The 22,892-nt window shown below is 67.9% G+C and carries 23 protein-coding genes and 2 pseudogenes; 14 read left to right on the top strand and 11 right to left on the bottom strand.

The window, feature by feature from the left end:
- Positions 1-208: hypothetical protein (locus AC07DC_RS28955; protein WP_478917413.1), on the bottom strand; the 208-nt coding region annotated here is incomplete at its 3' end.
- 377 nt (positions 209-585) lie between these two features.
- On the opposite strand from AC07DC_RS28955, the gene AC07DC_RS28950 reads away from it, so the two are divergent.
- Entirely contained in the window at positions 586-1,536 is a 951-nt protein-coding gene (locus AC07DC_RS28950; protein ID WP_478917443.1) for an aldo/keto reductase, read from the top strand.
- Positions 1,537-1,780: 244 nt separating this feature from the next.
- On the opposite strand, the gene AC07DC_RS28945 is transcribed toward AC07DC_RS28950, so the two are convergent.
- Complete coding sequence (locus AC07DC_RS28945) at positions 1,781-3,157, bottom strand: hypothetical protein (protein ID WP_478917442.1); 1,377 nt, start codon at positions 3,155-3,157, stop codon at positions 1,781-1,783.
- A 173-nt stretch (positions 3,158-3,330) separates the two neighbouring features.
- Complete coding sequence (locus AC07DC_RS28940; protein WP_478917412.1) at positions 3,331-4,095, bottom strand: NmrA family NAD(P)-binding protein; 765 nt, start codon at positions 4,093-4,095, stop codon at positions 3,331-3,333.
- A gap of 130 nt (positions 4,096-4,225) precedes the next feature.
- Here AC07DC_RS28940 and AC07DC_RS28935 point away from each other — a divergent pair, with 130 nt between their 5' ends.
- Entirely contained in the window at positions 4,226-5,137 is a 912-nt protein-coding gene (locus AC07DC_RS28935) for a hypothetical protein (RefSeq protein WP_478917411.1), read from the top strand.
- 316 nt (positions 5,138-5,453) lie between these two features.
- Here the strand turns inward: AC07DC_RS28935 and AC07DC_RS28930 are convergent.
- Positions 5,454-6,184 (bottom strand): annotated as a pseudogene (locus AC07DC_RS28930) (alpha/beta hydrolase family protein).
- Positions 6,185-6,519: 335 nt separating this feature from the next.
- On the opposite strand from AC07DC_RS28930, the gene AC07DC_RS28925 reads away from it, so the two are divergent.
- Complete coding sequence (locus tag AC07DC_RS28925; RefSeq protein WP_478917410.1) at positions 6,520-7,083, top strand: hypothetical protein; 564 nt, start codon at positions 6,520-6,522, stop codon at positions 7,081-7,083.
- Positions 7,084-7,384: 301 nt separating this feature from the next.
- Here AC07DC_RS28925 and AC07DC_RS28920 read toward each other — a convergent pair whose 3' ends face one another.
- Together AC07DC_RS28920 and AC07DC_RS28915 are read right to left on the bottom strand one after the other, a co-directional pair.
- On the bottom strand, positions 7,385-7,750 hold the full coding sequence (locus tag AC07DC_RS28920; protein ID WP_478917409.1) for a darcynin family protein: 366 nt from the start codon (positions 7,748-7,750) through the stop codon (positions 7,385-7,387).
- Between the two features lie 78 nt (positions 7,751-7,828).
- Positions 7,829-8,722: an NAD(P)H-binding protein gene (locus AC07DC_RS28915; protein ID WP_478917408.1), complete on the bottom strand. Its 894-nt coding sequence runs from the start codon at positions 8,720-8,722 to the stop codon at positions 7,829-7,831.
- A gap of 104 nt (positions 8,723-8,826) precedes the next feature.
- Here AC07DC_RS28915 and AC07DC_RS28910 point away from each other — a divergent pair, with 104 nt between their 5' ends.
- Positions 8,827-9,780: a LysR family transcriptional regulator gene (locus tag AC07DC_RS28910; protein WP_478917441.1), complete on the top strand. Its 954-nt coding sequence runs from the start codon at positions 8,827-8,829 to the stop codon at positions 9,778-9,780.
- A 70-nt stretch (positions 9,781-9,850) separates the two neighbouring features.
- Here AC07DC_RS28910 and AC07DC_RS28905 read toward each other — a convergent pair whose 3' ends face one another.
- Positions 9,851-10,126: a hypothetical protein gene (locus AC07DC_RS28905; RefSeq protein ID WP_478917407.1), complete on the bottom strand. Its 276-nt coding sequence runs from the start codon at positions 10,124-10,126 to the stop codon at positions 9,851-9,853.
- Between the two features lie 403 nt (positions 10,127-10,529).
- On the opposite strand from AC07DC_RS28905, the gene AC07DC_RS28900 reads away from it, so the two are divergent.
- The 6 genes from AC07DC_RS28900 (at position 10,530) to AC07DC_RS28875 (ending at position 16,847) form a co-directional block, all read left to right on the top strand.
- The gene (locus AC07DC_RS28900; protein WP_478917406.1) at positions 10,530-12,539 is read left to right on the top strand and encodes an ATP-binding cassette domain-containing protein; all 2,010 of its coding nucleotides are present in this window, start codon (positions 10,530-10,532) and stop codon (positions 12,537-12,539) included.
- A gap of 277 nt (positions 12,540-12,816) precedes the next feature.
- Entirely contained in the window at positions 12,817-13,914 is a 1,098-nt protein-coding gene (locus AC07DC_RS28895; protein WP_478917440.1) for a MerR family transcriptional regulator, read from the top strand.
- A gap of 100 nt (positions 13,915-14,014) precedes the next feature.
- Entirely contained in the window at positions 14,015-14,518 is a 504-nt protein-coding gene (locus AC07DC_RS28890) for a hypothetical protein (protein ID WP_478917405.1), read from the top strand.
- A 267-nt stretch (positions 14,519-14,785) separates the two neighbouring features.
- Positions 14,786-15,259 carry a hypothetical protein gene (locus AC07DC_RS28885; RefSeq protein ID WP_478917404.1) on the top strand — a complete coding sequence of 158 codons (474 nt, stop codon included), beginning with the start codon at positions 14,786-14,788 and terminating at the stop codon, positions 15,257-15,259.
- A 387-nt stretch (positions 15,260-15,646) separates the two neighbouring features.
- Positions 15,647-16,168 carry a hypothetical protein gene (locus AC07DC_RS28880; RefSeq protein ID WP_478917403.1) on the top strand — a complete coding sequence of 174 codons (522 nt, stop codon included), beginning with the start codon at positions 15,647-15,649 and terminating at the stop codon, positions 16,166-16,168.
- Positions 16,169-16,337: 169 nt separating this feature from the next.
- On the top strand, positions 16,338-16,847 hold the full coding sequence (locus AC07DC_RS28875) for a hypothetical protein (RefSeq protein ID WP_478917439.1): 510 nt from the start codon (positions 16,338-16,340) through the stop codon (positions 16,845-16,847).
- Between the two features lie 126 nt (positions 16,848-16,973).
- Here the strand turns inward: AC07DC_RS28875 and AC07DC_RS28870 are convergent.
- A pseudogene (locus AC07DC_RS28870) lies at positions 16,974-17,099 on the bottom strand (transcriptional regulator); the annotation flags it as partial.
- A gap of 94 nt (positions 17,100-17,193) precedes the next feature.
- Here AC07DC_RS28870 and AC07DC_RS28865 point away from each other — a divergent pair.
- Positions 17,194-17,919, top strand: a complete 726-nt coding sequence (locus AC07DC_RS28865; RefSeq protein WP_478917402.1) for a class I SAM-dependent methyltransferase — start codon at positions 17,194-17,196, stop codon at positions 17,917-17,919.
- Positions 17,920-18,162: 243 nt separating this feature from the next.
- Here the strand turns inward: AC07DC_RS28865 and AC07DC_RS28860 are convergent, their stop codons facing one another.
- Positions 18,163-18,525 (bottom strand): hypothetical protein, encoded by a 363-nt coding sequence (locus AC07DC_RS28860; RefSeq protein ID WP_478917401.1) that lies wholly within the window; start codon positions 18,523-18,525, stop codon positions 18,163-18,165.
- Positions 18,526-18,626: 101 nt separating this feature from the next.
- Positions 18,627-19,286, bottom strand: a complete 660-nt coding sequence (locus AC07DC_RS28855) for a TetR/AcrR family transcriptional regulator (protein ID WP_478917400.1) — start codon at positions 19,284-19,286, stop codon at positions 18,627-18,629.
- A gap of 64 nt (positions 19,287-19,350) precedes the next feature.
- On the opposite strand from AC07DC_RS28855, the gene AC07DC_RS28850 reads away from it, so the two are divergent.
- The gene (locus AC07DC_RS28850; protein WP_478917399.1) at positions 19,351-19,836 is read left to right on the top strand and encodes an SRPBCC family protein; all 486 of its coding nucleotides are present in this window, start codon (positions 19,351-19,353) and stop codon (positions 19,834-19,836) included.
- Between the two features lie 148 nt (positions 19,837-19,984).
- Here the strand turns inward: AC07DC_RS28850 and AC07DC_RS28845 are convergent, their stop codons facing one another.
- On the bottom strand, positions 19,985-21,085 hold the full coding sequence (locus AC07DC_RS28845; RefSeq protein WP_478917398.1) for an LUD domain-containing protein: 1,101 nt from the start codon (positions 21,083-21,085) through the stop codon (positions 19,985-19,987).
- Positions 21,086-21,235: 150 nt separating this feature from the next.
- Between AC07DC_RS28845 and sigJ the strand changes: the two genes are divergently transcribed.
- Positions 21,236-22,174, top strand: a complete 939-nt coding sequence (gene sigJ / locus AC07DC_RS28840) for an RNA polymerase sigma factor SigJ (RefSeq protein ID WP_478917397.1) — start codon at positions 21,236-21,238, stop codon at positions 22,172-22,174.
- Positions 22,175-22,286: 112 nt separating this feature from the next.
- Positions 22,287-22,832: a hypothetical protein gene (locus AC07DC_RS28835; RefSeq protein WP_478917396.1), complete on the top strand. Its 546-nt coding sequence runs from the start codon at positions 22,287-22,289 to the stop codon at positions 22,830-22,832.
- Positions 22,833-22,892: the final 60 nt, after the last annotated feature.

The following is a 22,892-nucleotide window of genomic DNA, read 5'->3' as shown; positions in this document are numbered from 1 at the left end:
GATCGAGGGTAGTGAACAGCTCAATGTGGATGAGACCCATGCCATGCTCCCAATGAATTGGATGTACCGGTCGCAAGGTAGACCGGTGGGCGCCCACAGACTCATCGCTGCGACACCACCCGCTTTCGTACCAGCCGACCGCCCGCTCGCTGGTTCCCCAGGTGGCTACCAGCTCATGCCGGTCGGACGCGCCGGAGTAGCGGGTCACGCGCCGTCCTGGTCTCCATGCCCGGCCAACGGCGGCTCGTACGTTGCCCTGCCGATCTGCTCGGTACCCCAGTATTCGAGAGAGCCCCACACCCGCCGCAGCTGCGTCCACCCGGGAACCCGTCGCAGGCTTCCCCGCCCCTCCCGAGCGGGGCGTCCATACTCGCGGAACGCGTCGGCGGCTTGGGTGTGGGCGTCGATGGCCTACTCAGCTTTCCCGGCTCCTACCGGAGAACGCCACGGTTGCTCAGAGCCGCGTCTTCGTGGCGCCCATCTGCCGACCTCGGCAGGCAAGACGTTCCGTTTGACGACCCGGGATAGCGATCGCTGCGGGCCGCCCTCACGATAGTCCGGTCGTAGGGTGACCGTGTGACGAAGATGGCGGAACAGACAGATACCGGTCGGCTCATCTATGGGTGCATGGGGCTTGGTGGCAGCTGGGGCCACGAGCCCTACACCGCGCAGGACATCGCGGTCGCGGAAGCCGCCGTGGAAGCGGCTCTGGACAGTGGCATCAATACGTTCGACCACGCGGACATCTACCGGAACGGCAAGGCCGAAGCGGTGTTCGGCGAGATCCTGGGCCGCGACCCGGAGCTGCGGAAACGCATCGTCGTGCAGACCAAGTGCGGTATCCGCCTCCCGGATGGGGACCGCCCGGGGATCTACGACCTGCGCGGCACCACCATCGTGGAGCGCGTGGAAGAGAGTCTTGCCCGGCTGCGCACCGACGTTCTCGATGTCCTGCTCCTGCACAGACCGGACCCGCTAGCGGACCCCGATGATGTCGCCGAGGCACTGACCTCACTGCATCGGCAGGGCCTTGTACGGCGTTTCGGCGTCTCGAACATGAGTGCCGCGCAGATCGCGCATCTGCAGGGGTCGCTGGAGATGCCGCTGGTCGCCAACCAGTTGGAGATGAGTCTGCATCAGCGGGGCTGGGTCGAGGCGGGCGTCGTGGTGAACACGCCGCAGGCAGCGGCTGTCGGGTTTCCTCTGGGAACGCTCGAGTACTGCCGCGCCAACGGAGTGCAGGTCCAGGCCTGGGGAGCCCTCGCCCAAGGGCGCTACACCGGTCGTCAGGAGACACCGGACGAGCAGGCGACCGCGCGGCTTGTCGATGCGTTGGCCAAGGAGAAGGAGACGAGTGCCGAGACGATCCTGCTGTGGTGGCTGCAACGACACCCCGCCGGCGTGGTACCGGTCGTCGGCACCGTCCGTCCCGAACGCATCCGGGCCTGCCGCGACGCCGCAACGGGGGAGCCGCAGCTCAGCCACGAGGAATGGTACGACCTGTGGCTCACCGCCCGTGGAGCGCCGCTGCCGTAGAGCGTCGGGTGGCCGCCTGGAGTGGTCAAACCTTGCGTGCTCCGGGTCGTGAAGTCACGAGGCACATGGCTGCGAGTGCATATGTGGCTGCGGACTGGACGTGGATGATGTGCGGTTCGACGGGTTCGGTTGCTCGTTTCGTGTGATCCGCGACTGCTGGGGAGACTCTCCCACTTCTGTGAGGTCCAGGAAGTACCACCCGGGAGTTCTGATGGGGTCTTCTTCACGGCCGGGCCCGGTCGGCTCAGCCGGGGACGGCGGCCCGGTCAAGGAGCGCTTCCATCTCCGTGATCGGCAACACCGCGTTGGCGGCCGCTGCCGCGCCAACGGCGGAATCGTCCAGCAGCTCCACGAGCCGCGACACCGGCAGCCGGGGATCCCGAGCCGCAGCCTCGCGGACGCATGTGTCCGGGTCCCGACTCAGCCGCTCGACGAGCTCGGGCGTGGCGCCGGGGTCACGTACAGCCAGCGCACGGGCCCGATGGTCCGCCGCGTCCTCGAAACGTGTCGCGAGGCCGGTCGTCGGGAACCCCGGCGCAGTGGTGAGCATGCCCACGGCCCGGTGCGTGCCGTGAAGGTACAGATCGAGCAGCAGCTCCGCCGGTGCCTTCGGGTGGTGCTCGGCGAGCAGCAGACGGACGGCGAAGTCCACGTCCTCCGCGAGGAGTTGCACACAGTCGTCGGGCAATTGAGGACATACCGCGGCGCTCCGACGCAGCCAGACGTGCGCCGATGTTGCGCACTGGCGCAGGACCTCCGGTGTCTCACGTGCGTCCCAAACCCACCGCAAGGTGCCCAGTCGGTCCTCAGGATCGACCGTCCAGTCGATCGCGGCGCGCTCCTCTTCGGAGAGTCCAGGGCGGGCGGATACTGCGAGCCGCACAGCGGGGTCCTCGTGTGTGGCGAGCCGCGCCGCGAGATCGGCGGGGAGCGAAGGGTTGCGCGCGAGCGAAGCGAGCCGTACCCCTTCGGTCATCAGACGCTCGGCAAGGACCCGCGTGAGCCGGCCGTAGGTCATCACGTCCGATAGCCGCCAGTCGTCCGCCAGTGCCTCGACAAGTTCGGCAGTACGCTCCTCGTCCTCGTGCATGACCTGCAGTGCGGCGGTGGTGCGCACCGAGGGATCGGCATCGCCGAGAAGCGAGGTGCGCACGTCGTCGGAGAGTTCGTGCCAGACACGGTCGCAGGCCGCCGTCCGGAACAGCGGGTTCTGGTGAACGGCGAGCGGCACCAGTACGTGCGGGGGCACGGTGGCTGAGTAGACCGTCTCCTGCCGGACGAAGTCGCGCTCGTGCCTCAGCAGTCGTTCGTATGCCCAGTCCGGCAGCGGCGGCGCCGTTGTCCGGTACGGCTGCGGACCCACGGCGACCAGGATGGCGTCCGACATCGGACCGTCCAGCAGGCGGGCGCGCAGTTCGGGATCGGCTCCACAGCTTTCGGCGAGCAAGGATCGAATCCGCCGGTCAGGATGGACGAGCATGGCCTCAGCCACTTCGTCGGGCAGCTGCCTGCGCCAGGAGAGTCGTTTCATGATCCAGTTGTCGTCCAGCGCAAGCAGCCGTAGCAGTACGGTGGCAGGAGCCGCCGGATTGCTCGCGAGCCCCGGCACCGCGTGGTGCACTGTCAATGTTCCCCCACTGTGTTCACCCCACGCCGCCGCCCCGGGCATCGGGGCGGGTGGGTTGGCAGCAACCGTCCCACAGCGGCGCGCCCCACTGTCCACTAGGCCGCGAGACAGCACTACCGCCCATCGCGTCGGCGGTAGTGCACAACCCGGTCGTGATGACGCAGATCTCAGGAGATGCGCGCTTGGTCTGCCGGGGCCGTCCAGTACGTGTTGGCCCAGTCGGCCAGGGTGGTCAGGTCCGGGTACTGGGCGCGCAGAGCGGGCAGGTCCGCCTGGAAGCCGACGGTGTCGAACCAGTCGAACATGGCGGCCATCTCCTCGCTGTGGGCACGTACCTCCTCGATCGGCCGGGGAGCGAAGCGCACGGGACGGCCGGCCACGCGAGCGAATACCTCGGCCATCTGCGGGCCGGTCAGCTCGTCCCCGGCGATCGGGATGCTGCGGCCCAGATGTTCGGCCGGAGCATCGAAGGCGTCGGCCGCGATGGCTCCGATGTCGTCAGGGGTGATCATCTGCAGTTTTGTCCGCGGGTCGAGCGGCAGGGTGAGTACGAGTTCTACGAGTTCACCATTCACCCACTGGGGGCCCAAGCCCTCGAAGTTGGTGATGAAGAAGGTCAGCGGCAGCACCGTCGCCGGTAGCCCGAGTTCCTCCATGTACTGCTCGACCTCTCCCTTGCTCGCATAATGCGTCACCTCCCCGGGGCGGTCCGAACCGTCGACTGAGCTGTACACGAAGTGTGCGACGCCCGCTCGGGCGGCCGCGTGTGCGATCGTCTTTCCCTGACGCACCTCACCGGCAAGCCGTCGGGTCCGGTGAAGGTTTGCACGCTGTAGACGCCGTACACGTCGCGCAGGGCTGCATCCAGTGATGCGGGGTTCGTCCATGTCCCCAGGAACCAGGACCGCTCCGTACTCCTTGAGCTCCTTCAATGTCCCAGCAAAGGAAACTCACCCTCAAGGGCCGGGTATGTCACAACGTCCGCGAGGGGTCGGTGTACGGTCGACCGGTCCCGCAAGGCATTGTGGCGTGGGGGATTTGGGCGGAGTCGGGGGGAAACACATGATGACCGGTCGTCGTAGGGGCAGTCTCGCCGTGGGGGTGTTCCTCGTCGCGGTTGCGCTGTTCGCCGGCACCGGATGCTCCACCGTCAGCGCCTCGGACCACAACACGGCCCACACCGGTTCCGCGCCCGCCGCCACGACAGCCGATCCGCACACCGCTGATCCGGACCCTCGTCATCTGCTGCTCGGTGATTGCTTCACCACCGATCTACGAACACTCGCAGGCGGGGTGCTGCGCACGGGGCTCGCACACATCGTGCCGTGTAAGCGACCGCACCTGGCAGAGGTGTTCGGGCGGTTCACCTATGCGGGCAGCAGCTATCCGACGGCCGAGAAGTTGGGGGGCACCGCCAAGGTCGACTGCGCCAACCTCACCACTCGCTACAACATGGACAGCTGGACCACGAGTTCAGCTGCTGACCTGGTCCGCTACATACTGCCGATGCCGAGCCAATGGGCCGCCGGCGACCACGACGGCATCTGCTACTGGGTACCCGTCTCCGGCCCGGTCACCTTTCAACTCCGCCACGATGAGACCACCTTGACCGCCGATCAGTACGCCTACCTTGACGCGGCCGGGCGGCCGGAGTCCGCCCTCGCGGAGACTCCCCAGGCCCACGGCGAGGGTGACCTGATCTCCTACCAGTGGTGGGCAGCCGGCGTGGCCGACTCCCTCACCACCGAGACACAGCTCCTACGGTTGCACCGCTGGGCGGCGAAAACCCAGGTTCCGGTCGACGCACTCATCCACAGGATCAGCGCCCTCGCTCAGCTGTGGCGCGCCGCCTCCCAGTCGGCCCCGCTGTCCGACGTCCAGCGCGGGGTGCGGGCTGCCCAGGCACAGAGCGTCACATCACAGGAAATCGCAGTCCGCACCGCACTCGGCCTGCCCACACACCACAGGTCTTGACCCCGGCGCCCAACCGGTGGGCCATTGGCGCTCCAACGACGTTCCAACAGTGTGCACGGCTCAGCAGCGCCTCCACAGTCATCTGTCGTACCCGCTGTTGCCCTGCCGGGTTTTCCGTTCGACACCGGGGGTCACTTCGGTCTGAGGGCAGGGCTCGATGCCGACCGCGGTACCGCCGATGGCCGGTACCGCCGCGAACGGGACGGTTGTGCATCTGCCGGCCGCCGCTCATCGAGGAAGGCCGGGGCCTGTCCTCGATGAGCGGCGTGCCGGCCGGCAGCTTGCTAGCATCTGCTGCCGGCCTGACGGCCCGGCCTCACTTCAGGTGCCGGGTGAAGAACTGGGCCGCGGCGTCCCCCGCGAACTGCGGGACGCCGGTGTGCCCGCCCATATTGGCGTGCAGGGACTTCTCCTTGGAGCCGAAGGCGTCGAACAGGTCCAGGGCCGCCTGCCGGTCGTTCCCTTCGTCGTCCCACTGCAGCAGGACGTGCAGCGGAATGGTGACTTGGCGGGCCTCCTCGAGGATGGCGCGTGGCACGAAACTCCCGGCGAAGAGACCGGCGGCCACGATGCGCGGGTCGACCACCGCAAGCCGGACTCCGATGGAGATCACTCCCCCCGAGTACCCGACCGGGCCGCCGATCTCGGGCAGCGACAGGAGGGCGTCCAGGGCGGCCTGCCATTCCGGGACCGCCTTGTCGACCAGCGGCAGGATGAGGGCGTCGATGATCTCGTCGCTGACCGGCTCGCCGGCCTGCATCGCCCGGCGCAGAGCCGCGCGGGCCTGCTCGGCGGCGTCCCAACGGGGCCGGTCGCCGCTTCCGGGGAGCTCGATGGTGGCCGTGGCGAAGCCCTCCGCCGCGGAGTGCTGGGCCCGCCCCACCAGTCGGGAGTACACTTGTGCAGTCCGCCGGGGTGGCCGAGCAGGATCAGCGGCGCCGGTGCGGATGTGGATGAGGGCGTCCACAGGGTGCCGGGGATCTCGCCGAGGGTGAATTCGCGCTCGAGGACGCCGTCGTCGAGGCGTTGTTCAGAAGTGAAGTTCATGGTCGTGCCTTTCGGGAGTGCTCAGAGCGGCGCTCCCGGACGACCTATCGCCCGGCCGTGGCCCCGGAGGGGAGCACCCATGTCGATACTGCGTTCACGGGTACCACCTCCTCGTTCTCTCGCACGGCCTCCGGAAAAGTAGCAGTGGTCGCCGTGGTTCACCAACGGTTTTTTGCGGAGGCTCCGTGGCCGGATGCCGCCGCGCCCCCCTAGGACACGGTCCTAGTCAGGCCAGGTGGACGCCGCGGGGCGGGATCTCAGTTGCGGTGCATCCTTGGTCCTGCGCTCGCAAAAAACCTGTGAGGTTCGGCGGTGGGTGCGTCACGATGTCTTGCATGCTGGAGATGCAAGAGCAAACGCCGCTGGGCGTGTGCGTGGTGGCGAACGTGATGCACGAGACCTGCCGTGGCGAGGGCGGGCTGGACATTCAGCACGGACTGGAGCACTTCGCGGGCGGGGCACGAGTGTGGGTGCCGAGGCCGCGCTGGGACATTGGGGACTACCGCACCCAGGTCGTCGGCCGTCACCGGGGAAAGGGCCGTCGGCACATCCGGATGGTGGTGGACCGCCGCTTCCTGGAGAACTTCCGGGTGCGCGGCATCTACAGCCCGACGCTGCTGCGGACGCTGCTCGACGGCTGGGGCCAAGAGATCACGGACGCTGATATCGACAGGCTGTCGTGGCCGGACGCCGCGTCCGCGCAGGCGACCGCCGACTATTGGGACGTCTCACGGGTCGACGTAAGCCTCAGCGGTTCCGGTGCCTACGTGCGTCCGGTCCCTGACCCCCCACCCCTGGACCTGGCAGTGGAGGGCCGCACGTACTACCTCGCGCAGTTCAACCACAACCGTGCCCGCTACTCTCCCGAGCCGCCTCCGGTCGAGCACACGCCCAACTGACGGGGCATCTCCTGCCCGCAGGGGGATTACGGCAGGTCCTCGCCGGCGAGGACAGCCCGCCACGGGGACGAGGCCGCCTGGGGCGCCCATGGGACCTCCGACCGGGCCCGGAATGCTCTGCGCGGCCGCGTGGGAGCGTCCGTGCAGGTGCGGTGAGTGATCCGCCCTTCGCTGCGCGGCAGCTGCAGCGATACCAACTGACGCCCATGGGGCGCCTTTTGGGAGGCGGCCCATGGGCGGTTCGATGTCTGTGGCGCTTCTTTCGTGGACACCGGCCCGGTCACGCGGAGCGGGCGGTGTATCAGGTGGTGATGGTGGCTACGGGGTCGAGGCCGTAGGTGCGGGCGTAGCCGTTCTCGGCGCCGACGAGGAGGTCGACGACCTCGAAGTAGCGGTCCCAGAAGGGAGTCTCTCGCAGGGCGTCGATGAGGAGCTGGTAGGTGTGGTGATCGTCTGCTTCCCAGACCCAGACGTCGGTGACGCGTGAGGAGTAGAACTCGGTGTCGTAGAAGCGTGACCGGACGCCGCTGGTTTTGGCCTTGATCGCGGGGACGACCTGGGTGGTGAAGGCGTCCACCCGTTCCTGGACGGTCATGGCCAGCCATTCAGGTGTGGTCTTGACGAGTATGAAAGCGGTCACTGTTGCTACGGCTTCCTCGGTGGGCATGTCGGGTCCTTCCCAAGTGGCAGGGGGTCTCGATGGGGTGGGCACCACGGATTTTGGTGATGTGCCGGCGGGTGTGGGTCAGGACAGGACGGCGGGCTTGAGAGTTTGGGCGCACCACTGCTCGAAGGTGGTGGGCGAGGCGGTGTCCTTGGTACGGGCAACGCCGGCGTCGAGGCCGTTGTCCTTGGCCTGCTTCATGTCCGCGATGCCCTCGACGAATGTTTCGTCGAGCCCGTAGCCGATGAGAGTGGTGCGCAGGTCCTCGAGCGGCTGGCGCTCGTAGCGGACGGGGCGGCCCAGCTGCTCGGTCATGATGCCGGCCAGGTCGTTGGGGGACAGGTCCTGGGGCCCGAGAACCGGGACATCGTCAATGCCGGTCCAGGAGCGGTCCAGCAGCAGTCGGGCGGCGACGGCGGCGATGTCGGCGACGGCGACGAGGGGGGCCTTGCGGTCGGCGTCGACGACGTCGGTGAAGACGCCCCTCTCGCGGATCGAGTCGGCCTCCTCCAGGAAGTTTTCGAAGAAGGAGGGGTTGGCCAATGCCCGGTAGGCGACACCGGTTTTCGCGATGAGGTCGTCCATGGCGAGGGAGACGGTGACGAGTCCGGCGCGGTCGGCGACCGGAGTGCCGCGGCCGAGCGCGGAGACGCCGACGACGTGCCCGACGCCGTGGGCGGCGAGCGCCTTCGCGGCGGGGCGGGTGAAGCCGCAGTAGGCGTCCATCGGGGCCAGCGAGGAGTCCGGGGGGACAAGCCAGAAGACGGCGTCCGCGCCCTCGAAGGCCCGGTCGACGACCTCGGTGTCGCCGTGCGAGCCGATGACTACCTCGACGCGTTCGCGCACCGCGTCAGGGAGCCGGGCGGGGTCGCGTGTGATCACCCGCAGTTCCTCGCTGTGGGTGGGGGCGGCCTCCAGGAGCAGGGGCAGCAGGTGGCGGCCGATGTTCCCCGTGGGAGCAGTGATGACGATCATGAAAACCTCGTAGGTCGTGCCGGATCGGTATGCCCTTCATCCTGCTGAGGACCACGGCAATGCCACAATGGGAACTTCGGCACGCAATCATTGCCTGAAATGGAATTACCCTGGTGAACAGCTCTGATCCGGTCATCGACGCCAACCTCGCCGTCGCGCTGGACGCCCTGCTGACCGAGCAGAGCGTCACGCGCGCCGCCGCCCGCCTGCACACCTCCCCGGCAGCCATGAGCCGCACCCTCGCCCGCCTCCGCCGCATCCTCCAGGACCCCCTCCTGGTCCGGGCGGGGCAGACCATGGTCCCCACTCCGCGCGCTGAGGCCCTGCGGGACGAGGCCGCTGCGGTGGTGCGCAGCCTGGAAGCACTGCTCACCCCCGGCATCGTTGTCGACCCCGCCGCCCTGCGCCGCACCTTCACTCTTCAGGCCGCCGACCTGGTCGGTGCGGCACTCGCCTCCGGCCTGCTGCGACTGACCCGGCAAGAGGCACCTGGGATCTCATTGCGTTTCCTTGCCGAGGAGTTGGAGGCCGGGCCGGCCCTCCGCGACGGTCGGATCGACCTGGAGATCGGCTCCATTGACCACGTCGATCCCGAAACCCAGGTCGAAAAGTTGGTCACCCTGCGGATGGTGGCGGCCGTCCGGCCCGGTCACCCCCTGACCGAGGAACCTCTGACCCCAGCCCGGCTTGCTGCCGCCGACCATGTTGCTGTCAGCCGCCGCGGCCGGTTCACCGGTCCTCTCGACACCGCCCTGGCCGAGCGCGACCTTCGCCGGCGGGTCGCTGTTGTCCTGCCCAGCCATCTGGCCGCGATGGCCCTTGCCGCCCGCAGCGACGTCGTCTGCCTGGTCCCCGCGGTACTCCCCGGCGAGACCCCCTCACCCCTCACCGCCGACGCCACCGCCCTCGGCCTGCACCTCCTCGATATCCCCCTGCCTCTGCCGCCACTGACCATCGGCATGGCCTGGCATCCCCGCCAGGCCGCCGACGGAGCCCACCACTGGCTCCGCGACGCCGTCCGCCGGACGCTTCGCGCACCTGGAGGGTCGACTGCCTGACGTGTCGGAGACTCCCGGCTGCGACCAGCTCAGACGCTGAACACCGCGCGTCGCGGCGGCCGCCGCAGCTTCAGAAAGGTACGACCAGCCCGGCTTCTCGCAATCCATGCAATGCCCTGCCCATGCACTCGGCGGCAGAGGCCCCGTCGGCCCGCATCCCACCATCCAGGGGCCCACCAGAGGCTGCGAATGTCCACGCCGGCCGGCCGTCCCGCATGCGCTCCGCGTCGACCCGGATCATGGCACCTACACCCTGCTCGCCGAGCCATTCCAGGATGAGCAGCGTCGCGTCCTCGACGCCGCTGTCCAGATCCACCTTGGGTCGCCGCCCCATTCCCTTGGCCATGGCCACAACCCTACGCACGGGGCCTCGTCGCACGCTTTCCGGCTCAGACCATGAGGAACAAACTCGGAACCTGTCTCTCCAGCATCACAAGTGTCGTTCGCGGCGTTTCGGCCAACACCTGCTCATGCGGGTCCGCTTGCGGGACAAGGGCCCATGTATCCCGCACCTTTCGGCAGCCGCATGGATCCGGGATTCATCCTCGGCCGAAAGACATGTGTTCGAAAATCCGGTGAGGTCGTTGAACCTGGTGAGGCCGTCACGACCGTTAGGAAGGAGCCGCGTTGACACGCACCGGACCACGCCGCGACGTCCTGCAGGACGCAAAGCGCACGCCGGCGACAAATGCCCGTACGGCGCGGCCACAGGCACCCACCAGCACGCACCACCCCCTGGAGGCCACCCCGTGACCGACCCCATCCCTGCCACTGCCCAGAGCACACCGTCGGTGCCGCACGCCCGGCCCGAGCCCCTACCGCTCCCTCCAGCCTCTGCTCCGCCCTCGCCCGAAGGTGCGGAGCTGGGTGACGAGCTGAAGGATGCCTACTGGTCGACCTGGGACGGTGAGGCATCCCGGACCAGCATGTGGAAGATCTTCGCGACGCTCCCCGCGATCATCCGCCGCGTCCTGGGCATGGCGTGGCGTGCCGACGCGCGGGCGACAACTGCCGTAGTCGTCCTCCAACTGGGTTCGGCGACGATGGCCGCGTTCGGGCTCCTGGCCTCGATCGGCGTCCTGCAGGCTCTCTTCGCTCAGGGCGCCACGCCGGATCGGATTCGCGCCGCGTTCCCATCGCTGGCTCTGGTGGCCGGGCTGCTGATGTTCCGCGCCGTGCTCGATGCCGGAGTCGCTCTCTACCAGGCTCGGCTGACCCCGAAAATTCGCCGCATCGTCGAGATGGACTTCCTTCATCTCGCCGCCCATGTGCGGCTGGAGGCGGTCGACGATGCGAACTGGGCGGACGATTCCAACCGTGCCAACGACCGAGGGCTGTTCTACGCCCGCCAGTCCATCACGCAGATCATGGAACTGGCGTCCGCGCTCCTCGGACTCATCGGCGCCGCCTCCGTATTGACGCTGCTCCACCCCCTTCTTCTGCCACTGCTCCTGGCTTCGGTGATTCCGCAGGGACTCGCCTCGGTGCGCTCCGCGCGCATGCGGTTCCTCAGCCAAGTCCGCTACAGCACGCTCCAGCGCCGCATCCGACTGTTCACCTGGCTGCTGCTGGACCGGGACGCCGCCGCGGAACTGCGCTCCTCGACCGCGCAGTCGGCGTTGCTGGGTGAACACGAGCGCATCGTTCGGCGGATCGAGGAGGAGGACACCCGGCTGGGACGGGCGGAGGCCGGCACCGCACTGTTCGGCCGAGCGATCGGCGGCGTGGCCACCGGCCTGACGTACGCCGCGCTCGCCTGGATGACGATCGTCGGCTGGCTGCCGCTGGCATCCGGCGGCGGTGCCGTCCTGGCGATCCGGGCCAGCCAGGGAACCCTGACCCGGATTGTGCTCGCGACCCACTACGTGTACGAGCACGCCCTTTGGGTGTCGGACCTGTACACCTTCCTGGAAAAGTGCCGGACCCTGCTGCCCCGCCGCACCGGCCGGTGTGCGCCCAGCCAGGTGAAGACGATCACGGTCGAAGACGTCAAGTTCACCTACCCCGACGGGAAGAGGCCGGCGCTCAACGGCGTGTCCATGGAACTGACCGCGGGCTCGACGGTGGCCTTCGTGGGGGCGAACGGCTCTGGTAAGTCCACCATGTCCAAACTGATCGCCGGGTTGTACGAGCCCACGGCCGGTCGAATCGACTGGGACGGCACCGACGTACTCGAGATGGACGCCGAGAGCGTTCAGGCCCAGGTCGCCATGGTCCTCCAGGACCCCGTCGAGTGGCCGCTCTCGGCCCTCGCGAACATCACCATTTCCACGGGGACGATCACCGAGGCCGATCCGGAGCGGGCACACCAGGCCGCGACCGCGTCCGGTGCGGACCGGGTCATCGCGGGCCTGCGCCAGCAGTGGATCACCCCGCTCTCGAAGCGGTTCAAGGACGGCGAAGAGCTCTCCGGCGGGAACTGGGCGAAGTTCGCCGTGGCCCGGGGCCTCTACAAGGACGGCGCGGTCCTGCTCCTGGACGAGCCGACCGCCAGCATGGATCCGCGCGCCGAGCATGCCGCCTACACCGCAGTTCTGCGTGGCCGGCGCCGCGCGGACCGGATCACGATCCTGATCTCGCACCGTCTGGCCAGTGTGATCGAGTGCGACGTCATCTTCGTCTTCCAGGACGGGCGGATCACCGAGCGCGGCGATCACGCGTCGCTGATGGCCCAACGAGGCGAATACCAGCAGATGTTCACTCTGCAGGCAGCGGCCTACCAAACCGAGGCGCAGAGCACGAGCGGGGACAGCGTATGAGCGCCACCGACCCGAGCAACCAGCCCGCGACAAGCACGCGGTGCGCCGGTCGTGGCCACTGCTGGGTGGCCACGACCGGCGCACGGCGTTCACCCTGGCGGGGCGGTCGCTCTGCTGGGTTGGTCAGTCACGGCCGCCCCCCGCCGCCCATCGCTGGGGCTTGCAGGAGTCGCCTCGGACCGCTGCTTCGCGTTCGGCTTGCTGCGGTGAATATGAGGCTCTTGACCCTCACGTGGCGTCAGGCTGCATAGTCGGTGCCGTGGAGAATCACTGGACCGTGGGACGCGTGGCCGAGTTGGCCGGCGTGAGCGTCCGCACGCTGCATCACTATGACGAGATCAGGCTCGTTCGGCCGTCGGCACGGACCACGGCCGGGTACCGGGCTTATTCGGCGGGCGACGTGGAGCGGCTGCGGGAGGTGCTGGCCTATCGGCGGTTGGGCGTCGGGCTGCGGGAGGTTGCTGAACTGGTCGGCGACCCGTCCATCGACGCGGTCGCACAACTGCGCCGATTGCGCGGCCTGCTGCTGGAGCGGCGTGATCGCGCTGACGCCATGGTGACGGCTATCGACAGGGAACTTGAGGCACGGGCGAAGGGACTGAAGGTGACACCGGAGGAGCAACTGGAGATGCTCGGTGCACGGCTGTACGACGCGATCGGCGGCGCCTACACCGCGACCCGGCGTACCGAGCCGCGGATCGCCACGCAGATCTGGGACGCGCTCGGGGACGCGCAGACGGTGCTGAACGTCGGGGCCGGCACCGGCTCCTACGAGCCTGCTGATCGTGACGTGACCGCGGTGGAGCCATCGGCGGTCATGCGGGGGCAGCGGCCTGCCGGCTCGGCGCCGTGCGTGGCCGCCGCCGCGGAGAGCCTGCCGTTCGAGGACCGCTCCTTCGACGTCGCGATGGCCGTCTCCACCGTTCACCACTGGGGGGACCCGATAGCGGGGCTGCGCGAGATGCGGCGCGTGGCCCGTCGCGTGGTGGTGCTCACGTTCGACACCGACGAGCCCGGATGGCAGGACCGGTTCTGGCTTACCCGCGACTACCTGCCCGAGTTCGCCGCCGTCCTCGCAGAATTTCCCTCGCTTGCTGGGATGGCCGACGCGATCGGCGCCTGCGTCGAGCCGGTGCCCATCCCGTGGGACTGCGCTGACGGCCTGTTCGAGGCGTACTGGCGCCGACCGGGGGCGTATCTGGAGGATCACGTGCGCCGTGCGATGTCGGTGTGGACGAGGGTCGGGCCGGAGGCCGAGCAGCGGGCGGTACGAAGCCTCGGCGACGACCTCGACTCCGGCCGGTGGGCCGAGCGCAACAGCGACCTCGCCGATCTCGACGCGGCAGATCTCGGCCTCCGCCTGCTCATAGCGTGAACCGCGTCGCAGCGTCTGTGTCATGTTGGCTTCTGGACGGCCTCTCGTCCGCCCCGGGCCCGTGGCTGCTTCCGGTTGAGCTGTCTGGTTGGATTCGGGCATGGGCAACGGTAGCCACCAGGAATCAGGTCTCTCCAAGAGCGTCTGGAGCGACGCGGACTTCGAGGAGATGGGCTGGCATGACGCCACGATCCACGGGTTGTCCGTTCAGCCGACCAACGACATCCTGCCGCGTCTTCTTCTCGACCTCGACTACATCATCCGCTGGGTCCACCCGGTCCCGCCCGCAACACACTTTTCGTTCTGGGTCTCCCCGGCGACACTCGTCTTCGAGGATGTCTTCGACCTTGAGGGCGACCTCGACTTCAAGGGTTTGGCCCTGGATCTGGAGATCGACGGGGTGCGCCGACTGGTGCCGGACGATGCCCGCCAGAACTTTTCACACGTGCCGCTCTGGTACATCGAAGGCCACGCGTTCGAGTTGAAGTTCCGCGCCTCCGGATTCCATCAGTACTTCCGGCAGGCTCCGAGATTCGTATCCCGGCAGGCATTGCCCCATGCCGAACGCGGGGGTTGCGCCTTCACCGAGCTTGGCTTCAGCTGACTTGTGACCTAGCGAGCCATCTGCCAACGGTGAGAACAGGAACCGTGTCCGTAAAGACTGGGCTAGCCAGATCAAACGCGGTGTCAGTCCAATCCGGATGAATCCTTTGCGAACGTTTGTCTGAAGGCTTGGTGGAACAATGGCGGAAGCGTGCGTTGGTCACACTCACACTGATGGGAGGCTGGTTGTCATATTCGTGGCGAAAGGGGGGCCATATTTGGACAAGGTCATCCCTGCCGTGGTGCCAGAATCGATAATCTTGTCCGAATGGGTTCTCTGGTGAGTCGAGCGTTGGATGCCATCTGGTGGAACGGGGTGACCGCTACCGTGATCGTCTTCATGGTGACGGACTCCACGAACCAACCGGCGATCGACTTTGCCGTGGGCGACCTCACTCCATCGGAGGTTCACTGCTTCGAGATGGAGGAGGATGGTTGCGGCGCGCTCGCCGGCCTGCATCTCTTCGAATACGACCTGGATTTCGCAAGCCTTCCGAGCCATCTTGTTCCCTATCTGGAAACGTGTCTGCAGCGTACTTGCGACGCAGGGGGACGGATTGCGTGGCTCCAATTTGATGGGTCGTTTCATTTTGACTTCGTGTTCGCAGACGCCATCGCCGATCAAATCTACGGAGTATGCGCAGCGGGGGAGCGTCCCGTGATCGCTTGGGAAGATGCGGCGCTGACCAGCCCCGAGTGGAGGTATGGCATGAGGAGATTCAGAGAACTTCTGGGACGTTAAAGTTCCGAGTGCGTGGTCGCGTGGTTCGCTGTTCCCCCTGTACGGCACTAACTCCGTTCCGCACAGGGGTCCGGACGCCGAGCCGTGCCTGCTGTGGCAACGCGGCCCTTCCAGCAGGACGCCGAGCTCGCGATCGGATTTCATCGCATCTACCCGTCTGAAATTACGCCTCCTTCACGGACTGGCTCCGCGCGACTGCCGAAGCAGAGATACCGGCCTGGAAGCATCACGTCGAGACGGTACGCAAGGAGATCAACGCCGACGGCAGCATCACGTATCACTGGGAGCCAGTCCCTTAGGAGAGGTGGAGTTGGCCGAGCATGCGGTTGAACATTGGGCTGGCGTCCGGCAACGCCAGGATTTCCTGGACGTGCGCGGGAGGGTCTGATGGAGACACCGTCGGACTGGGAGGACCGGCTCGCGCGCTGGCAGAATGAGCTGGAGCTTTTCGAGCGGCTGGACGAGACGCCCTGGGTCACGCTGGGCAAGGCGACAGCCGAGACCGGCGTTTCCCGCTCGGCCCTGCGGTCCTGGTACCGCAATGGCGAGATCCAGTCCCGGCTGGTGGACGGTCCGAACGGGCCACAGCTCCTGGTCCAGTTGGACGCGGTGATCGAGCGCGCCGCCGCGTCACCGCGCATTCAGCGCAGGGCGGAACGGGAAGTCAGTCTGGAGGCCCAGGTCGCCCTGCTACGGCACGGGTTGACCAGCTGGAGCTGCGTCTGGCCGCGCTGGAGCGGAAGTGACCGATGCGACATCACCATTGCCATCGGCCCGGAACGGTCGACCCGGCTCAAGGGCGCAGGCCCAGTTCCCGTCGCCGGTGCCGCCGCGTCGCCGGTCGGAGCCCGTAGGGGGATCGTCCCGTGGGCGTGGACCGCATCACGGCGCCTGCCGGGGAAGTCCTGAGGCCATGCTGTCGCCCGTTTGGTAATGGCGTGCTTGGAGAAGAAACATGCGCCGGAAGAGACCGGCCCGTCGCTTTCTTCGGCCATGAGCGAGGTGAAGGTGCCGGCTTCGGCGAGGCTGCCGTGCACACCCTCATGAGCCGCCTGCGTACGCCCGTGCCGACCGCCCGCTGACCCAGGAGCGCCGTCAATGCCGGAAGCCACAACCCGCGCGCGGAGGCGCCGCCAAGGAACACCTGGAGCGCACCGCAGGGGAACTGAACGACACCGTCCTTACGGGCACGCAGCGCGCGGTCACCGTCGTCGCAGGCGCCGCCGTCACCCAGGCCTCCAGCGCCATCCCCTCCATCGCCCTGTACACCGCCTTCCTCCGCGCGGTCCTCGGCGACGGCTTCCGTACCACCGCCCAGCAGGCAGAAGACCTCTGGGACCAACTCACCGGCACCATCCCACTCACCGCCGACGACCAGGGCCGCATCCGCCTCGACGGCTGGGAGCTCGACCCGCAGGTGCAGGACCGTATCCGGGAACTGTGGGCCGATCCGCAAGCCGGGATCCACCGCTCAACGGCCGGCGCCGACTGGTTCATGAGCCAACTGCGCGAGCTGTACGGATGGGGAATCGAAGGCATCGACTACGACCAGCCCGCCGAGACCGCCGTCGCTTGGCCGGCGCCGTAGAGCCGGCAGAGTGATCACGAGATACCGCCTGCCGCGGCCGCAGCTGCGGCTGGCGTGCACGACGCGGGCCTGCGCCCGACGAGGGGCTCAGGGCTGACCGGTACCGGGGGAGGGCTGACCGATCCGTCATTCGTGAGGTGGGCTTCGCCGGGCAGAGTTCGTGAGCCGTTCGGCGGGAGCTTCGACGAGGCCCCGGAGCCCATCTGGGCGTTCGATGACGCAGGCCCGGTCCAGTGAGGCGAGTACAGCAGGATGCGTTCATCGCGAGCTGAGTACCGGTGCCGCGGGGGAACCGGCGGCGAAACTCAGTAGCTGTTCGGGCCCAGCTCTGCATACGTTCGGCCGCATGGCTGACGACTGCTTCGCACATCCACGGCTCGCCGCGATCTACGATCCGCTCGACCCTGACCGCAGCGACCTCGGTGCCTACCTGCGGATGGCAGAGGAGTTCCAGGCACAACGAGTACTGGACATCGGTTGCGGCACAGGGGTGTTCGCGCTGCTCCTGGCCGACCGCGGGATCGTGGTCGTCGGTGTGGATCCCGCCCGGGCGTCCATCGGCGTCGCTCGGGCCAAGCCGGGAAGTGAGCGAGTGCGCTGGATCTGCGGCGACGCGACAGACCTCCCACTGCTGCAGGTTGACCTCGCCACGATGACCGCGAACGTCGCCCAGGCCATCGCTGATCCGCAGACATGGCACAAGACGCTACGGGGAGCCCACGAAGCACTGCGGCCCGGCGGGCATCTTGTCTTCGAGACGCGCGATCCAGCCAGACGCGCCTGGGAAGAGTGGACCCGCGAGGACTCCTACCGCGTGACCGAGATCCCAGGCGTCGGGCCCGTCGAGAGCTGGGTTCAGCTGATGGAGGAGAGCTTGCCTCTGGTGACGTTCCGCTGGACCTACAGTTTCGCAGTGGACGGACAGGTGCTGACGTCGGATTCGACGCTGCGCTTCCGCGAGCGGGAGGAAGTCGAGCGGGACCTGGACGCGCACGGATACGTGGTGGATGACGTTCGCGATGCGCCCGACCGCCCAGGAAGGGAGTTGGTATTCCTGGCGCGACGGCCGTGATCCTCGGTGATCCAGGACATCAGCCCGTCTGCAATGGCCGGCCGTACTTGCCGTCGAACCCGCTCTGCTCGAATCCTGTGCTGAGGCAAACGTGCGCCGGTGTCTTGCAATCAGGCACTCACCTTGTCGTTCAACGTTCGCAGTCGCATCGTTCGTCGAACCTGATCACCTACGGTGTCGACTGCCGTACGTGAGGAGGGACGTCGGCTGGGAAAAGCCGGATTCGTCCATGGTCCGCGCGGCTCAGTTTGCGGAGCTGACCAGGAAGGCGAGTCCTGCCATCAGCCCGGCGTAGGCGAGTACCAGCAACAGGCTGCAGAGAATCAGCAGCCAGCCGGTCACGATGGCAAGGAGGGCCATACCGCGGTCGCGGCCCCCCAGGCGCTTGCCGCGGCGGCGGCCGAGATGCCCGGCCGGGATGGCGACAATGCCGCTCAGGAACATGACGGCCGTGTAATACCCGCCATACATCAGCCAGAACATCGGTGTCGCCACGATGGCCACGACCGTGGTGACGCCCACAAAGGCCGCCCAGATACTGACCCGGGCCGGTGTGTTGCGGGACTCGACTGCCGGCACGGCTGTCTGCTGAGTGTTGCTGGCCACGATGGATCTCCCCCGTCAGGTTTGTGCAGCTACCTTACGAGAGCGCCCAGCGGCGACTGAGCGGCCCTTCCCGAGCGCAGCTCCGGAAGCTTCGCCGCCCTTCATTCACCGGCGAAGGTTTCCTCAGCGTTGTTGCCTGCCCAGGCGCCGTCGACAGGGCCTACGTGATCTTCACGGCGGGTGTGCGAGGCGTCTTGGAGCAGGAGGTCGAGCGCGGAGTCGATGTAGGCGGTCAGCTGGTCGGCGGTCTGCAGCGGCAGCACACCTGGCAGCCGGGCTGCCAGCTGGTCGTGGCCGACGTATGCGGTGTAGGCCAGTGTTGCGCGCTGGATCGCCATGGCCGGCGGGAAGCCGGTCTCCTCGAAGAGGCCGACGCAGTGGTCGAATCGGCGTTGCACCACTCGGCGAACGACGGGTGCGACGAGTCTGTGGTCGGACGCAGCGAGCACGTTTACAGCCACGGCGTTCTGGCCGGCGTTGTTGATGATGCGCGTGAAGAGCATGCGCAGTCGGGTGACCGGGTCCGGCTCGGGGGCCAGCGCTGCGATGTAGGCGTCGGTGAACTGCTTCTCCCAGAGCAGGAGCGCGGCTTCGACGAGTGCCTCCCGGTTGGAGAAATGCCAGTAGAAGCTGCCTTTGGTGGTGCCGAGCCGGGTGGCCAGCGGCTCGACGGCGACGGCGGCGAGGCCGCCTTCGCCGATGGCGGTGAGGGCAGCCGCCGCCCAGTCGTCTGCGGTCAGCCGCCGTCGTTCTTGCTCCATATCCATACGGTAGCGTACGGTCCTCCATACGGTCCCGTATGGAGGCTCGCGCCAAGGAGACACCGTGCAGAACATCCAGCGCCGCACAATCGACGCACCCGCCGCCGATGTAGGCGCCCTCCTGGACCTGCTGAGCACCCCGCAGGACCGGATATGGCCCGCCCCCGCCTGGTCACCTCTGCACCTCGATGGCGGCCTCGCCGTCGGTTCGCGTGGCGGACACGGCAGGATCCGCTATGCGGTGACCGAGTACGAGCCCGGCAAGCGAGTGCAGTTCACCTTCGCCCCCGGGCTCGGCCTCAGCGGCTACCACGAATTCCTCGTCGTCCCCGACGGCCCGCAGCGCTGTCGAATCGTCCACACCGCCGCCGGGCGGGTCGATGGCCGGATGCGCCTGATGTGGCCCTTGGCGATTCGCTGGCTGCATGAGGCGCTCCTGCACGACATGTTCGACAACATCGAACGCGCGGCCACCGGCCGAGTGTCTCGCCCGGCCCGTTGGTCGTTGTGGGTCCGTCTTCTACGCCTCCGGTTCGCCCCACGGCCCTGAAATGTGTCTGTCCATCCGTTTCCATCCGTTGCCATGCGGGGCTGACGTGAGGGCCGCCGGGCTGTAGGTCCGCTACGAAGCCACCGTCCAGATCGCCGCCTTCAATGACTGGCTCTGAGCCCGTGAGCCGAACGGACCCTGGGCCGGGTCAGTATCCGATGGCCTCTCGGAGCAGCAGCACGGTGCCGCGCCCTGGGCGGGGTTCCGCGTTGAGGATGAGCACGCGGTTGATGGCGCTGGGCGTCCCGTACACCGCCTGGGCGCGGACGTTCTCCAGCGGGAGGGCGTGCTCCTCGATACGGCGCAGCGCTGTGTTCAGGTCAGGCACCACCTTCTGCGCGCCGACGATCCAGACCGCGTGGGCGGCGCCGCCGGCGTTGGCAGGGAGTTGGCTGCCGCTGCCCGAGGCAAGAACGAGCGAGCCGGTCTCGGTGACCGCGGCGACGCTGTTGACGACGAATTCGGGGCCGGCGACCAGCCTTCGGATCTCGTCGGCGCCGGTGGCACGGTCGATGGCCAGGACGCGCGGCCTGGTGGCGTCGTACCGGTCGCCGGCGTTGATGTCCTCGTCGATGCCGGACAGTCGGAGGGTCTCGCTGGCTCCGGTGAGCACACTGGCGCCCTCGGGGACCAGGTCCTTGATGCGGGCGCGCGCGGCCGCGGCGTCGTCGAGGATCTCGGCGGCGAAGCCGTTGGCACGCAGCGCGGTGGCTACCCGTTCCAGTCGTTCTGCCGATGCCGGGTCGGCGAAGGATGCCTCCGGAGCCGGGGTGGCCGTGGCGTCTGCCGGGTTGGTCCCTGAGCTCTGCGCCGCGTGGGGCGCCGTGCCCGCCAGCGGGGAGGTGTCGAGGTACCTGACCTCGTACACCCGCTCGGCGAACTTCCAGCCCTCTTCGGTGCGCTGGTAGCGGTCGTGGTAGACGGCGTAGTTCAGACCCTGGCGTCCGTCGAGGGCGCGCGCGAGTTCTTGGATGTAGGCGCGGCCCGTCGCGGCGTCGCCGTCGAGCAGGATCGTGCCGGGGTGTGTGGTCTGTACGAAGAAGTCCCACTGGCTCTGCAGCCGCTCGCCCCCGGCACGGATCTCCTCGCGACCGACCTGCTCGACGGGGATGTTGGGCATGCGCAGGACACCGTCCGGTGTGAACAGTGACGCCAGGCGGGGTCGGTCGCGCATCATCGCGGCGTCGGTGAACTCGCCGCGCAGTGCCTCGATCTCGACGCGGTCCGCGATGGCCTGGAAGTCGTTCATCGGAGTCCCATCTCCTTCTTGTTGTCGTCCTCACCGGTACGACAACGCAGCCCCACGGAATGTCAGGCGGTGCGTCGGCCTCACATTCCGCTGCGCTGTCTTGTCGTAACGGGTAGAGGCACAGAAGCGAGCGAGGGAGACGGCCAGACCATGACCACCAGAGCCGAGCCCGGCGACGATCAGAGTGATCCGGGCCTCAGCGCGATCATGAGCGAGCGGCGCCGGCTGATCAACCTCGCCTATCGACTCCTCGGGTCTCTTGCCGACGCCGAGGACGTCGTTCAGGAGACCTACGCCCGCTGGTACGCCATGTCCGCGCGGGAGCAGCAGGCCATCGAGTCGCCCGGCGCCTGGCTGGTGACGGTCGCCAGCCGCATCTGCCTGAACCTGCTCCGCTCGGCGCGGGCCAGGCGGGAGACGTACGTGGGCGACTGGATCCCCGAACCGCTGCCCGAGCCCACGGAATGGATCACCGGGCGCTCCGGCATCGGCGGGATCGATCCGGCCGATCGGGTCACCCTCGACGAGTCAGTGACGATGGCCTTCCTGGTCGTCCTCGATTCCATGACCCCGGCCGAGCGCGTCGCGTTCGTCCTGCACGACGTCTTCCGGTACCCCTTCGGCGAGGTCGCCGAGATCGTCGGCCGCACTCCGGCGGCGTGCCGCCAACTGGCCTCGTCCGCCCGCCGTCGCATTCGCACTGCGCAGACTCCGGCGGGCCCGAATGCCGGGCAGGCCGGCATCGTCAGGCAGTTCAAAACGGCGTGGGAGGCCAAGGACATCGACGCCCTGATCAGCCTGCTCGACCCCGAGGCCACCGCGACCGCCGACGGCGGCGGGCTGGCCGTCACCCACCTGCACCCGATCGTGGGCGGTGAGCAGATCGCACGTGCCTACGCCGAGATCGCGCGTGTGTCGGGCGACCGCACGACGTTCCTGGAGTGCACGGTCAATGGCCTGCCCGGTTTGGTGGCGCGGCAGGACGGCAACATCGCGACCGTGTTCGCGTTCACGATCGCGGGCGACCGCATCAGGCATATCTGGGCGGTGCGAAACCCCGAGAAGCTCCGACCCTGGCGGATCAGCTGAGGAGCGATGCGAAACGCCGCAGCGATCGGATCGTGACCAGCGCTAACCCGCACTCAGCCCCCATCGCAAGCACACCCGAGGCGATGTCAGTCCTCCTTCATAGGATCACGGCATGTCTGATGCCTTCACCGTCTTGTGGACCCATGACACCTGCCGCGCCTTGCGTAAGACGGGCCGTGTGGGCGAGCGGCCGCCGGTTGCCTTCAGCGGCGTCCATTCCTCCCTGCCCGCCTGGTCGGGTGCCCGCGCCAGGGACGAGGTGTATGCGCTGCACGTCAACCGGTGCGAGGTGTTCGTGGTGAGCCGGATGCGGGTGATCGACCTGGAGCGGCGCGACTGTTGCGGCACCGCCGCCAAGACGTGGCAGGAGCCGTCGTTTCCCGGGCACGGCGACTGGTCGATGCTCGGCGCCGATGGCTGCGGAGCCGCGCCGGTGCATGTGGACGCGACGCCCGTACGCTTCGATGTGCCGATACCCGGCGATCTTCTGGCGAGGCTCGCTTGGCGTAACCGCCGAGGACGGACCCGCGCTCTGAAATACGTGGTGGACGGCCGTCTCGAGCGCTCGATCAGTCTCCAGGGGTTCTACCGTCTGACCCCCGAATCCTCCGGCGAGTTGGCGGAGGTCGTCGACGAAGCCTTGCGAACGACCGCGTAACACGGCGACGCAACGTCTCGGCGTGGGAAGGAAATTGGTCGGCGGAGGACTCGCCCAGTC

This window comes from Streptomyces sp. NPDC045021 (genome assembly GCF_056432645.1).
The sequence above is the reverse complement of the archived record's forward strand: the minus strand, read 5'-3'. Positions and strand labels throughout refer to the sequence as shown.

Excerpts from the sequence above, each read along its gene's own strand:
- AC07DC_RS28855 (WP_478917400.1), bottom strand. The coding sequence starts at position 19,286 with ATGGAGCAAGAACGACGGCGGCTGACCGCAGACGACTGGGCGGCGGCT.
- AC07DC_RS28890 (WP_478917405.1), top strand. The coding sequence starts at position 14,015 with ATGGGCAACGGTAGCCACCAGGAATCAGGTCTCTCCAAGAGCGTCTGG.
- AC07DC_RS28905 (WP_478917407.1), bottom strand. The coding sequence starts at position 10,126 with ATGGCCAAGGGAATGGGGCGGCGACCCAAGGTGGATCTGGACAGCGGC.
- AC07DC_RS28835 (WP_478917396.1), top strand. The coding sequence starts at position 22,287 with ATGTCTGATGCCTTCACCGTCTTGTGGACCCATGACACCTGCCGCGCC.
- AC07DC_RS28925 (WP_478917410.1), top strand. The coding sequence starts at position 6,520 with ATGCTGGAGATGCAAGAGCAAACGCCGCTGGGCGTGTGCGTGGTGGCG.
- AC07DC_RS28885 (WP_478917404.1), top strand. The coding sequence starts at position 14,786 with ATGGGTTCTCTGGTGAGTCGAGCGTTGGATGCCATCTGGTGGAACGGG.
- AC07DC_RS28920 (WP_478917409.1), bottom strand. The coding sequence starts at position 7,750 with ATGCCCACCGAGGAAGCCGTAGCAACAGTGACCGCTTTCATACTCGTC.
- AC07DC_RS28915 (WP_478917408.1), bottom strand. The coding sequence starts at position 8,722 with ATGATCGTCATCACTGCTCCCACGGGGAACATCGGCCGCCACCTGCTG.
- AC07DC_RS28880 (WP_478917403.1), top strand. The coding sequence starts at position 15,647 with ATGGAGACACCGTCGGACTGGGAGGACCGGCTCGCGCGCTGGCAGAAT.
- AC07DC_RS28865 (WP_478917402.1), top strand. The coding sequence starts at position 17,194 with ATGGCTGACGACTGCTTCGCACATCCACGGCTCGCCGCGATCTACGAT.
- AC07DC_RS28935 (WP_478917411.1), top strand. The coding sequence starts at position 4,226 with ATGATGACCGGTCGTCGTAGGGGCAGTCTCGCCGTGGGGGTGTTCCTC.
- AC07DC_RS28950 (WP_478917443.1), top strand. The coding sequence starts at position 586 with ATGGCGGAACAGACAGATACCGGTCGGCTCATCTATGGGTGCATGGGG.
- AC07DC_RS28845 (WP_478917398.1), bottom strand. The coding sequence starts at position 21,085 with ATGAACGACTTCCAGGCCATCGCGGACCGCGTCGAGATCGAGGCACTG.
- sigJ (WP_478917397.1), top strand. The coding sequence starts at position 21,236 with ATGACCACCAGAGCCGAGCCCGGCGACGATCAGAGTGATCCGGGCCTC.